The sequence below is a fragment of the Psychrobacter sp. T6-1 genome, from assembly GCF_052258445.1.
In genome coordinates, this window is record NZ_JBQQFC010000049.1 from 1 (window position 1) to 12,489 (window position 12,489).

The following is a 12,489-nucleotide window of genomic DNA, read 5'->3' on the forward strand; positions in this document are numbered from 1 at the left end:
TTAAGAAGTTAAAGGCCATAGCCAGCATACCGGTATCTGCCTGCGACCCTAGCGGATGCTGTCCTACAGAGAGCACTTGTAGCGAAGTATCATCACTTGCCTTAGTCAATAGCAAGCGATGATTGGCATCGATACCTGAAAGTATCTGATAATCAAGCATGTCAATAGAAGAGGCGCAGTCAAACTTAAAATCTGTATACAGATAGTTAAATCCGCCGCGGGTATTGATCGCTAAAGGCTCAAAAGCAGTGATTTGACAAGGTTGACCACCGCTTTGCAATACCACTTGCGAGGCAATAAGCGCCTCTATAAGCGGTGCTTGCGCTTTGACTTCCGCCCAGCTTACATTACGGTCTTGGTTTGGGTCTATGTCTATAAGTAGCGCTAAATCTCGAAGCGATAACTCATACTGAGCGGCGTACTGGCTTTCAGAATCGACTGAATTTAGGTTTAGATAAGCAGTACTCGACTCATGCGCCTGCGCTACAGTCGCCGTTATAGTTAGCAGTATCGCCAGTAAAGATAGCGTCAAATAATGATAAGCATGACGCCATGAGAGTTTTTTATACGTGCTCATAGAGACTTATCCTTATTCATCGCCTGCGTGACAGTGCAGTTAAGACACTTATCTATTTTGCCTAAGCGCAGTGCTTGCTCAAGTGCAGGATACTCAAACTGCGTATCACTGATAAATTGCTGGAGAATATCGATATCTTGTTGACTACTCGCTTTGATAGCGGCGGTTGCATATAGCACAATATCAGCCGTTTCGCGCTGCTGTTGCCAGTTGTTCCGCGCAAGCTTCAGTGCGTCGTCCGTTTGCTCAGCGAGCAGAGCATACATCGCTTGCTCGCGAGTATGGGCGTTTTCGCCGCGCAATTGCCACACGTCAATACGCTCTTTCATAAGTGCTAGGTTTGTATCCGCTTTGGGGTCTCCCGACTGCATTTGCGCATCGATAAGACGCAGTAGCAGTGCATCTTTATCAGTATGATCTTGTAGCAAATCGATTACTTGTTGGTACTCACCGATGCTTAGTAGCCAATCTGCACGCGCCATCAGTGCTGGCACGGTTTGCTCATCCATCACCGCAAAGACTTGCTTGGCAAGTGCGGTATCTTGGCTACGCAGGGCAGCATCAGCTTGCATCAAATATATCCAGCGAGCCGTTGATGGATCAAGTCCAGGCGCGATTGCTGCAAGTCCATCTAAGGTCTGGTTAGCTTGACTAAGATCTCCCGTCATACTTTGTATTTGAGCGATACAAGCGGCTTGGTATACACGTAGCGAAGGATCACTTAATCGGTCACAGTACTCCGTAGCCTCATCAAACTGTCCTTGTACAACCAGCAATGAGGAAAGGGTTAATAGGGCATCTGGATACGCGGGGTTTTGACTCAGTATTTGACCGAGTATCTCTTTTGCCTCAGCAAACTTGTGATCCGACTGCAATGCTCGTGCTCGCAGCATTAGAGTCTCTATGCTTTGATCTTCGCTTTGATCCAATTGCGCGCGTGCTTGACCGAGCGCGCGCGGGTCGCCTTCTAAATAAGCGCGTTCTAGTAGCTGCCGAGCATTGTCGTTATTACCAGTATGAGCAGGAGCTGTCAGATCAGAGGCGCTGCTATAACGAGGAGGCGGGGAGTCTGACGGCAGAGTCTCAAGGACTTGCATATCGTCTGTCGGTATAAAGGGCGCGGCATACAATATCTGACTACTAAACAGTAAAATGAGCAAGCCAATCACAGATTTTGTCCATAGCATAAGAGTACTCCTCACAAAACGTAAAGAAACACCTGATCAGAAATCCGATCAGGTGTTAGGGTTTTTTGCAGAACACTATAAAGAGGCGTTAGGATCTTTGATAGCGATAGGCTCTGCTCGATTGGCGTCAGACAACATAATCCTGTCGATGTCTTGCGGCTCATCGGTATTGACATTATTGCTAGCATCAATCACAGCAGAGGTCTTGTTTACTGCATCCTGTGCATTGGCTTGATCTTTGATAAGATCATTATCCACTTGGCTTGGCGGGTCAAAATTGTCGTTATCATTATCACCAAAGCAACCTGTCAGAGCCGCCGAACCTGTAACCAATACTGCTAAAAGTAAATAGCGCATCGTATTTCTCCTTGAGTTAGCGTCAGCTTATCGGCTGTCTGAATCTGAATCTGAATTTCCGCTACCTGCGTTAGGAGTCGTTAGATAAGGAAAGACTGAGTCAAACTCGGTAGCCGTTTTAAGTGCACGATCAGTGAGTAACGCTTTACCCGCTTTTGCATCTGCAGGTGCACATGGAATAACAGTATTTGGCAAACCTGAATGACACAATGCACCCATAGAGACTCTTAAAGCAATATCGGTGACATCATCACCGGGGCGTCGACCATTTGGAAATCCAGCAGTATCAACACCAGTACTAGGACGTCCATCAGTTTGAACGCTTTGAATAAGACTAAGTAGTCCTAGATCGTTCTGATTATTAGCGGCTACAGCAGGAATACTAGTATTTAGGCGCAGCATTTCTGATAGCACTTGGTCTGTATTAGCAGGAATAGCAGGTTTGTTGACCGTTGGTACGCCTGTTAAAAAGGCAGTGACAAGATCCTGACGCGGAAGGTTAGTCGGTGCTGGTGCTGCAAACAAAGTCTCAATGAGTTTTGGAAGCGTAGGGTAGAGGACATAAGGTGCAAAGTTGTTAGCGTCATCTTTTGGCTCTGAGGCGTTAAATTTATCTTTGTCTTTTAAACCGATAATCACTTCATTAACTAGCGGCATACCTAATCTTGACACTTGTGTCCATGCACCGCCTTTTTTGGCTGTAGTGCTAATACTGGAGCCAGGATTTGGATTGACTAAAGTTGCTTGACGCACACTCGCTGTTGTCCATGCACCAATGACAGGGTCAGAACCAGCAGTTAAACAAGCCTTAGGTACTTCCATCGCAATCGAGGTGACGTTCTTGTCTGCTAATATATTAGTTCCACCATCACGCGACAGTGTGGGATCAAGGTTAATTAAATCAAATACTCTGCCTAGATCAATAGCAAAACCTTCAGCGCGCTGACCAACAAACACTTTACCCTTAGTATTACAGCCTGGAATGGTCAAATCGTTAATAAATCCTCGAGCATAATTAGGATAGTCAGCGAAAGACTTGGTACCGATATAATCAAATGGCTTATCAAAAGTACCTAAAGACGTCCGATTGCCACTACGGCGATCGCCTTTCACCATTGTGACTTCATACTTTTCAGTGGTTTGTAGATTTGATTTGTTTGACGCATCACCAATATTAGACAAAGCAACAGCAACGTCTGGCGTTGATGGATCGTTATCAGTGTCAAGCCCGATGCTGTTCAAATTTTGCGTAAAGTTAAACTGAAAGGTAATATCTTCGACCGCATCGCCATTGTTGTCGATATGAATCTCATACAGGGCATCTGGATCAAGGGCAAAATAGTTCGGTCCGCCATAGGCGTCTTGTAATGGCAGATAGTTGGCGATAATCGTGACAAAGTTTGCACGATTATTCTCGTAGCTGTTAAACATATAAAAGTCGGTAGCATCGACTTTAGGAGTCTTAGTAATAGAAGGGGCTTCTCGGTGACTTGAGGCTACTGCGCTTGCACTCATGCACAGAGTTACCGCTGCTATTAACGCTTTGGTCGTGTGTTTCATACGTATCCTTGTAAAGAAACTGAAGTGAGATGGGGTTTAGAACTTTAGTTAAGACATTGAAACTATGATGATTTTAATATATAAGCATCATAGCTGTTATTGAGTATACGCTCAAAAAGTCTTAAATATTTGTATATCTATCGGGTTTATTGCTACGTTCGTCGGATATTACAAATACTTACATTTTGAAAGATTTGCACTTTGACAAAAAAATAGCTTAGATAATCGTTTATTAAAATTTTTAATATAAACAAATATTTAGCGGTTTTATTTTGAATTGAGTGAAGGAAAATAGTGAAGTTATGGACTGTTAACATTGAGTATTATATTAAAGGTCAACTAAACCCCATAAATATTACTCTCAATATTGTGTTTCATATGCAGCAGTCGCGGAGCAATGACTTGCTCAATCTTGGTACGGCTAAGCACAAAGCTTGGCGCGCCGCAATTAAAGGTGAGTAGGCCCTCAGTGGGATGCATGATGGCCGTGGCCACAGCATTGACCTCCTTTTGCCAATCGCCAAATGAAAAGCAATAGCCAAAGTTCTCAAAGTCTTTAAACGCTTGCTCTAGGCTCGACTTGATTTTTGACCAGTCTTTATCGTGCTTACTACGAATCGCATTCATAATAAAGTCTTGCTCGGCAGGTGGCATACTCGCTAAGCAAGCACGTCCCATCGCACTAGAGTGCATAGGCAAGTACGACCCGACATTACGGCGCATGGTTGTGGTGCTAGAGCCTTGCACGACGTTTAGATACACCATCATCAGCCGATCGCGGGTTGCCATGGCAACGGCGCTGTCGGCGTACTCTGCTAGATCCGCCATGTAAGGCGTGACAAGATTATTAATAGAGATATTTGCCATCATGGTATAACCAAAGCCCAACACGCCAGCTGCCAGTTGGTACTTGCTACTGGTAGTAGATTGTTTTAGATAGCCGAGTTTGACTAAGGTATAGGTAAGACGCGTAATTGTGCCTTTAGGCAGCCCTGTTAATTGGCTGAGATCTTGATTGCCAAGCATGGGCTGCTGCGGGGTAAAACATCGTAGCAGCTCAAGCCCGCGAGCGAGTGCGGTGACAAACTGCCGATCGCTTTGATCTTTCATCTCACTTATAGGCTCTAGCAGCTCAAGAGCGCTGCTCGTAGTATTACGAATCGTCATAGGGCGTAGTATTGTAGGTAGTATTCTTGGTTGAGGTTATTCGCTCACTTCTTTAATCATATTGCGAGCGATAATAATTTGCTGAATTTGCGTGGTGCCTTCGTACAGACGATACAGACGCACATCACGATAAAAACGCTCAATACCGTAATCTGCAATGTAACCGGCGCCGCCATGAATCTGTACTGCGCGATCGGCTACGCGTCCACACATCTCAGTGGCAAACATCTTAGCACAGGAGGACTCAGTCACCACATCTTTACCTTCATCACGCAGGCGCGAGGCATCGAGCACCATAGATTTGGCCGCATAAATCTCAGCCTTTGAATCAGCAAGCATCGCCTGAATCAGCTGAAAACTGGCAATCGGTTGACCAAACTGTTTGCGATCGACAGCGTAGCGCAGCGCATCATCTAACATGCGAGAGGCCGCCGCAGTACTGGCCGCTGCAATATGCAAACGACCTTTATCCAGCACTTTCATCGCCGTCTTAAAGCCGACACCCTCGACGCCGCCGATCAAAGCACTTGCTGGCACCACGCAGTTATCAAAGATCACATCACAAGTATGCGCGCCTTTTTGTCCCATTTTTTTATCGATTTTACCTAAAGTAATGCCTGGGGTATCGCTTTCAACGATAAAGGCAGAGATCCCGCCCGCGCGTTTGTTCTGAGGGTCGGTACGCGCCATCACCGTGAAGACGCCTGCTTGTGGTGCGTTGGTGATATAGCGCTTAGTGCCGTTAATGACATAAGTATCGCCGTCTTTGATAGCAGTAGTGCGCAAGGAGGCGGCATCCGAGCCTGCTTCGGGTTCAGTCAGACAAAACGAGCCGATAATCTCGCCGCTGGCAAGTTTGGGTAGATATTTTTGCTTTTGATCTTCGGTGCCGTCGATGACCAGACCTGAGGAGCCAATGCCGTTGTTGGTACCGATAAGCGAGCGAAACGCAGGGGAGGTGCGTCCCATCTCAAAAGCGACGATGACCTCTTCTTCCATCGTGAGTCCAAGACCGCCGTATTCTTCTGGTATGGTCAATCCAAATAGACCCAGCTCGCGCATTTGACTGATGATCTCTTCTGGCAGGCGATCGTTTTCTGCGACCCAGTCTTCATTAGGTATGAGCTGATCGTTGACAAATTGACGAACGGTATTGACGATATGGTCGAGGACTTCTTGATCTCTAATCATGGGACTTCCTTGTCTGGTGTGACTGAATGTGAGAATAGTTTGGATAAGTTTGACGCTTATAACTAATAATATAAAAAACTGATAGTGCAAATAACCGATAGCACAAATAACGGTTTTACATAAAGAGCTTGTATGAGCCAAATAGCATAATCTATACTAAAGCAGATTACAACAATTTCGGTTTCAAGAACCGCAGTGCGGTATTTTAGTAGTGTTGTATTAATATACGCAAGACAACAAATAAGGATAGCATCATGGAAGAGTCCATCATTACCTGTGAGACATTAGATAGTGGCGTAAGTGTAATAACCCTCAATCGTCCTAAAGTTCGCAACGCCCTAAACGCTGAGTTACGCGCGCAGATGGCAGAGATTTTTATTCGATTAAATAATGACTCAAAGACCAAAGCTATCGTACTCACTGGCGGTGATAAAGTATTCGCCGCGGGTGCTGATATCAATGACTTTTTGACTGCAAAGACAGTCGATGTTTATCTGCGTCATAGCGAACAGTATTGGGACGCGATTACCGATTGCCGTAAACCTATTATCGCCGCAGTTAATGGCTATGCGCTTGGCGGCGGCTGTGAGCTTGCGATGCATGCCGATATTATTGTCGCGGGCAAGTCGGCTAAGTTTGGACAGCCAGAGATTAAGATAGGTCTGATGCCAGGGGCAGGAGGTACGCAGCGATTGTTTCGCTTGCTTGGCAAGCATAAAGCTATGAAGCTCATCTTAACGGGCGATATGATAAGCGCTGATCAGGCGGATCAAATGGGACTAGTGTCTGAAGTGGTGGACGATGAGGCGACTATTAAGCGCGCTGTAGAAATCGCTGAGCAGTTGGCAGGCTACTCGCCCATTGCTTTAACCCAAATCAAAGAAGTCGCCAACCTTGGGGTGGACATGCCATTGCAAGCGGCTCTAGCTTTAGAGCGTAAAGCCTTTCAGATTTTATTTGATACCGAAGATCAAAAAGAAGGCGCAAAAGCCTTTTTGGAAAAGCGTGATGCCAACTACAAAGGACAGTAGTCGTTTAAGGGATTAAGACACCACTAAATCATATAAAGGAATACTATGACTATCACATCATCAGATATGCAATCATTAGCCATTATTGGCACGGGCATCATGGGTATGGGTATTGCCCAAATCGCAGCGCAAGCGGGCATTAACGTATTGTTATTTGATGCCAAAACAGGAGCCGCTGAGCAAGGACGTCAAGCGCTTCAAGCGACACTTAAAAAACTTGCGGCTAAGGGGAAGTTTACCGATGAGCAATTGCAAGCGACTTTGGCTAATCTAACGGTGATTGAGGATATCGCACAAATTGCTGAAGTGGATATTGTTGTTGAGGCCATTATTGAAAATTTAGAGATCAAACAGCAGCTGTTTAAGCAATTAGAAGGCCTTGTTCCTACCGATACCATTTTAGCAACTAATACCTCATCGCTATCAGTGACCGCCATTGCCTCGGTTTGTACTTACCCAGAGCGGGTAGCAGGGTTTCACTTCTTTAATCCTGTACCGCTTATGAAAATCGTTGAGGTAATCCCAGGTCTCTCAACCGAGCCTGCAGTAACCCAAACGCTTACCAGTTTAGCCAAACGTATAGGCCATTTAGGCGTCGTCGCAAAGGATACGCCAGGGTTTATCGTCAATCATGGCGGTAGAGCTTTTGGTACAGAGGCGTTAAAAATACTAGGCGAGGACGTTGCCAGTCTTGAGCAGATTGATCGTATTTTGCGCGATGGCGCAGGCTTTCGTATGGGACCGTTTGAGCTGATGGATCTGACAGGCGTCGATGTCTCGCATCCGGTTATGGAATCGATTTATAATCAATATTACTTCGAGCCGCGCTATCGCCCGCATCCATTAACACGGCAAATGCTAGAGGGTAACAAGCTTGGTCGTAAAGTGGGTGAGGGCTTTTATCAGTACATAGACAATAAAAAGCAAGATAGTAAAAAGGTGACAGCAGATACCGCTCAAGAGTCTTTGTCTAACGCTGTATCTGACAAAGCCGTTAATTCAGTTTGGATTGGCGCGGATTTAGCGGCAGATAAACAACAGCTGGTTGATTACCTAAACGCTAATGACATCACTATCGATAATAACGATACCCCAAACCCTAGCAGTTTGGTATTACTGGCGATTTATGGCGAAGATACCACCAATGCCGCTATTCGCTATCAAGTGAACCCTCAACAAGCGGTTGCCATCGATATGCTAACGGACTTATCTAAGCATCGTACGTTGATGCCAAGTATCGTTACAAAGGACAAATTTGTCACGCAGGCTGATACTTTATTCGGTAAAAGCTTAAATAATAATTTGAATGAAGGCTCAGCTGGTGCTTCGCTAATTAAAGAAAGCACGGGCTTTGTGGCGCAGCGAGTTATGGCGATGGTGATTAATTTGGGCTGTGATATGGCGCAGCAAAGCATAGCGACGCCTGAGGATATCGACAATGCCATCAAGCTTGGCTTGGGATATCCGTTCGGTCCGATTTCGTGGGGTGACGCGCTTGGTGCTTCGCGTATTTTACTTATCTTAGAGCGTGTTTATGCTCTAACAGGTGATCCGCGTTACCGTCCTAGTCCGTGGTTACAGCGCCGTGCCAAGCTTAGTATTTCGCTGTTTACGCAGCAGAGTAATTTTTAATGCCAGATCTTTAATGCTAAAAACTAAAGCAGTTTGATGAACTCTATATCTCAATCGAAGCAACTCTTAAAACACAACAAGGAACAGTGATGTTAGACGCTTATATTTATGATGGATTAAGAAGTCCTTTCGGTCGCCATGGCGGCGCACTTGCCACTGTGCGTCCTGATGATATGATTGCGGCAGTGATCAAAGCTTTGGTTGAAAAACACCAATTGCCCAGCGACATCTTTGATGAAGTACTGATCGGTAACACCAACCAAGCGGGTGAAGACTCACGCAACATCGCACGCAATGCCGCATTACTAGCGGGACTAGATGTCACCACGCCCGGTCAAACCGTCAATCGTCTATGCGCGTCAGGGCTATCTACTGTCATTGATGCCGCGCGCGCTATCACTTGCAACGAAGGGGACATATTTTTGGCAGGTGGCGTTGAGTCCATGACCCGCGCGCCCTTTGTCTTTGCCAAGACCGAGCAGCCTTTTAGTCGTGACTTTAAAGTATTTGATACCACTATTGGTAGCCGATTTCCTAATCCTGTTTTAACCAAAGAATTTGGTGGCGATAGCATGCCGCAAACGGGTGATAATGTCGCGCGCAAATACGACATCAGCCGAGAAGAAGCCGATAAATTCGCAGCCGCCTCGCAAGCGAAATATCAAACCGCCAAACAAGCTAGTTTCTTTGATGAGGAAATAACGCCAATCACAGTATCGCAAGGTAAAAAATTACCAGACAAAGCGATAACGGAAGATGAGCATCCTCGCGCTAGCTCTACGGTAGAAGCACTGCAAAAGCTAAAACCGTTGAATGAGAATGGCGTGGTCACAGCAGGGAATGCATCAGGTATTAACGATGGCGCCGCTGCGCTGATTATTGGCTCAAAACAAGCAGAAGAAAAACTAGGCTTTAAACCTATTGCCAAGATTTTATCCTCTGGCGCGATGGGCGTTGAGCCAAATATTATGGGCGTAGGCCCCGTTGAGGCGATAAAGCTAGCACTCAAACGCGCTGACTTGACCCTTGATGATATGTCCATCATTGAGATTAATGAAGCCTTTGCATCCCAAGTACTAGGCTGTCTAAAGGGTTTGGATATCGACTTTGATGACACCCGCGTTAACCCAAATGGCGGCGCGATTGCGGTCGGTCATCCGCTTGGTGCGTCAGGTGCTCGCATAGCCTTAAGTACGGCGCGCGAGCTACAGCGCACGGGCGGACAATACGCGGTAGTCAGTTTATGCATTGGTATTGGGCAAGGGCTGGCTATGGTGATAGAGCGGGTGTGAGCGGTTAGATAGTATTTGGTTCATACTCAATATATTTCAAAATAACGCGCAGTCAGTTGCGGTAGTTAATAATGTAAACTAGAAGGAGAATGTCAGCTTTGTAAAGACAAAGTCTATTCGAAATAGTACAGATTAAACAGTAGAGGCATTGATAATAGTCTGTCACAGCTGCACGCAAAGCATGTTGGTCGGGTTTGATTAAGCAAAAATAGAACCGCCAAGTAAGCTCATGATTTGGCGGTTCTAAAATACAATAGCTAGTTTGCTGATTATAACGAGATTTGCTGGGCTTCGCCTTTTTCAAGTGCAAGCTTAGCAGCAGCAGAAGCAACTGCTAAATCTTGCAGGCCAACACCAGTCCCATCAAACAAGGTAATCTCATCATCATTACTACGACCTGCATGTTCACCGTTGATGACGTCACCAAGAGTAGTGATATCACTTTCTTTGATAGCACCAGACTTAATCGCATGCTGAGCCTCACCAAGGCTAATCGATTGCGCGATTTCATCAGTAAATACGGTAGCGGCGGCGATCAAGGCAGGATCGACTTCTTGTTTTCCGACCGTATCAGTACCCATACAGGCGATATGTGTACCAGATTTGATCCACTCTTTCATAAGCAGCGGCTCAAACGCTGAGGTAATCGTGATGATTACATCAGCCTGCTTGCAAAGCTCTTCGCGCTCCACTGATTTAAACGGTACGCCTATCTCTTCAGCGACGGCTTGTAGGGTTTTGAGGCGATCCTTGTTCTTGTTCCAAGCCACTACCTTTTCAAAATTGCGTTGCTCAAGAGCAGCACGCAGCTGAAAAGTAGACTGATGACCGGCGCCGATCATACCTAATACTTTGCTATCTGTGCGCGCTAAATGGGCAATCGACACGGCAGAGGCGGCCGCTGTACGTACCGCCGTTAGGTAATTGCCACCGACGAGGGCGCGCAACTTACCATTATCTGGATTGAATAAGAAAATCGTTGACTGATGATTGGTCAAGCCTTTAGCGGCATTGCCTGGCCAATAACCACCTGATTTTAAACCTAGTGATTTACCAGCACGGTCAAAGCCAGATTTAAAGCCATATAATGCATCAGCATAGCCAATTGCTTCACGAATCACAGGGAAATTATAGGCATCACCGCTTGCCATAGAAGCGAACACGCTCTCAACTGCTATAAATGCAGATTGGCGATCAATCACAGACTTACAAGCCTCTTCTGAGACGATTATTAATCCTTCACTATGGTCACTCATAAAAGCTCCTTTTTATATATTGTCTATATAGAATTACTGCAAAATCAATGCGATAAATAGCGAAAGGCAGTACGTTGTGCCCGATTCGATAAAATATCAAAACTGTGCGACAACACGCAGCCTTTATAGAAACTCAAGTTTCTGCAGTTAGGTTTATACCGCTTAGTAAGCGCGTTAATACGCGCGCCCACGAGCAGATACTGGCCATACGCTCTCAACCTTGCCGCCGCGTACGCCAACATACCAGTCATGAATGTTACAAGTAGGATCACAATGTCCTGGTACTAATTTTAGTTTTTCATTGATTTTTAGCACGCCATTTGGATCGCTTACTACGCCATGCTCGTCTGAACATTTCACATATTCAACATCGTCGCGACCATAGATAAAGGGTAGGCCACTATCGACGGATTGAGCTTTTAGACCTGCATCAACGATAGCTTTGTCTGGCTTGGTATGACTCATTACTGAGGTTAACAGGAATAGCGCGTTTTCCCACTCGCCAGCATCGATACGGTTGCCGTCTTCGTCTAGGATACGGCCGTAGTCTGCATCCATAAAGGCGTACGAGCCACACTGCAACTCGTTATAGACCCCTGAGTTGCTCTCAAAGTAGTAGCTACCGGTACCGCCGCCTGAGACAAACTCTGGTTTTAGGCCAATCTTTTCAAGCGCTTCAACGGCCTCTTGGACTTGATCGATAGCGACTTGGGTTTTGGCTTTACGGTCGCTATAGCTGTCCATATGCTGCATCGCACCTTGATAGGCTTGAATACCCGTGAACTTCAAGTTGTCCGCCGCATCGATGGCTTTGGCAATCTCAACAACCGCTTCTGTGGTGGTGACACCGCAGCGGCCAGCCCCGCAATCAATCTCGATATAACAGTTCAGCTCAGTATCGTTTCTAATAGCTGCTTCTGATAGTTCAGCCACATTATCGACGTCATCAAGACAAACGGTGATTTTTGCGCCAAGTTTTGGCAATTTTTCTAGGCGATCAATCTTTGCAGGGTCACGAACTTGGTTGGATACCAAGATATCTTTGATACCACCACGGGCGAACACTTCTGCTTCTGATACTTTTTGGCTACAGATACCTACTGCGCCGCCAAGCTCTTCTTGCAGCTTTTGTACATCAACGGATTTGTGCATTTTGCCGTGGCTACGGTGACGCATATTATGGTCTTTGGCGTAGTCGCCCATTTTTTTGATGTTGCGCTCAAGGGCGTCTAAATCAAG

General features: G+C 45.9%; 10 protein-coding genes and 1 pseudogene. 3 read left to right on the forward strand and 8 right to left on the reverse strand.

Annotated elements, in window-relative coordinates; genetic code table 11:
- From ACTXGO_RS04835 to ACTXGO_RS04860, 6 genes and pseudogenes are all read right to left on the reverse strand, one after another.
- Nucleotides 1-577 (reverse strand): annotated as a pseudogene (locus ACTXGO_RS04835) (HupE/UreJ family protein); the annotation flags it as partial.
- Nucleotides 574-1,764: a tetratricopeptide repeat protein gene (locus tag ACTXGO_RS04840; protein WP_443573518.1), complete on the reverse strand. Its 1,191-nt coding sequence runs from the start codon at nt 1,762-1,764 to the stop codon at nt 574-576. The pseudogene ACTXGO_RS04835 and the gene ACTXGO_RS04840, both read right to left, overlap by 4 nt.
- A gap of 75 nt (nt 1,765-1,839) precedes the next feature.
- A complete protein-coding gene (locus tag ACTXGO_RS04845; RefSeq protein WP_443541633.1) occupies nt 1,840-2,121 on the reverse strand; it encodes a hypothetical protein in 282 nt (93 codons plus the stop codon).
- Nucleotides 2,122-2,148: 27 nt separating this feature from the next.
- On the reverse strand, nt 2,149-3,681 hold the full coding sequence (locus ACTXGO_RS04850; protein ID WP_443573520.1) for a DUF4331 domain-containing protein: 1,533 nt from the start codon (nt 3,679-3,681) through the stop codon (nt 2,149-2,151).
- Between the two features lie 339 nt (nt 3,682-4,020).
- Nucleotides 4,021-4,848, reverse strand: coding sequence for an IclR family transcriptional regulator (locus tag ACTXGO_RS04855; RefSeq protein ID WP_443541629.1), 828 nt, complete (start codon nt 4,846-4,848; stop codon nt 4,021-4,023).
- A gap of 36 nt (nt 4,849-4,884) precedes the next feature.
- A complete protein-coding gene (locus ACTXGO_RS04860; protein WP_435950832.1) occupies nt 4,885-6,039 on the reverse strand; it encodes an acyl-CoA dehydrogenase family protein in 1,155 nt (384 codons plus the stop codon).
- Nucleotides 6,040-6,293: 254 nt separating this feature from the next.
- On the opposite strand from ACTXGO_RS04860, the gene ACTXGO_RS04865 reads away from it, so the two are divergent.
- The 3 genes from ACTXGO_RS04865 (at nt 6,294) to ACTXGO_RS04875 (ending at nt 9,994) form a co-directional block, all read left to right on the forward strand.
- Nucleotides 6,294-7,070, forward strand: coding sequence for an enoyl-CoA hydratase (locus tag ACTXGO_RS04865; RefSeq protein WP_435950833.1), 777 nt, complete (start codon nt 6,294-6,296; stop codon nt 7,068-7,070).
- 45 nt (nt 7,071-7,115) lie between these two features.
- Complete coding sequence (locus tag ACTXGO_RS04870; RefSeq protein ID WP_435950834.1) at nt 7,116-8,702, forward strand: 3-hydroxyacyl-CoA dehydrogenase; 1,587 nt, start codon at nt 7,116-7,118, stop codon at nt 8,700-8,702.
- An 89-nt stretch (nt 8,703-8,791) separates the two neighbouring features.
- On the forward strand, nt 8,792-9,994 hold the full coding sequence (locus tag ACTXGO_RS04875) for a 3-oxoadipyl-CoA thiolase (RefSeq protein WP_435950835.1): 1,203 nt from the start codon (nt 8,792-8,794) through the stop codon (nt 9,992-9,994).
- A 269-nt stretch (nt 9,995-10,263) separates the two neighbouring features.
- On the opposite strand, the gene bhcD is transcribed toward ACTXGO_RS04875, so the two are convergent.
- Together bhcD and bhcC are read right to left on the reverse strand one after the other, a co-directional pair.
- Nucleotides 10,264-11,250: an iminosuccinate reductase BhcD gene (gene bhcD, locus ACTXGO_RS04880; protein WP_435950836.1), complete on the reverse strand. Its 987-nt coding sequence runs from the start codon at nt 11,248-11,250 to the stop codon at nt 10,264-10,266.
- Nucleotides 11,251-11,424: 174 nt separating this feature from the next.
- Nucleotides 11,425-12,489 (reverse strand): 3-hydroxy-D-aspartate aldolase BhcC (gene bhcC, locus ACTXGO_RS04885; protein WP_443573522.1); only part of this gene is annotated, 1,065 nt, incomplete at its 5' end.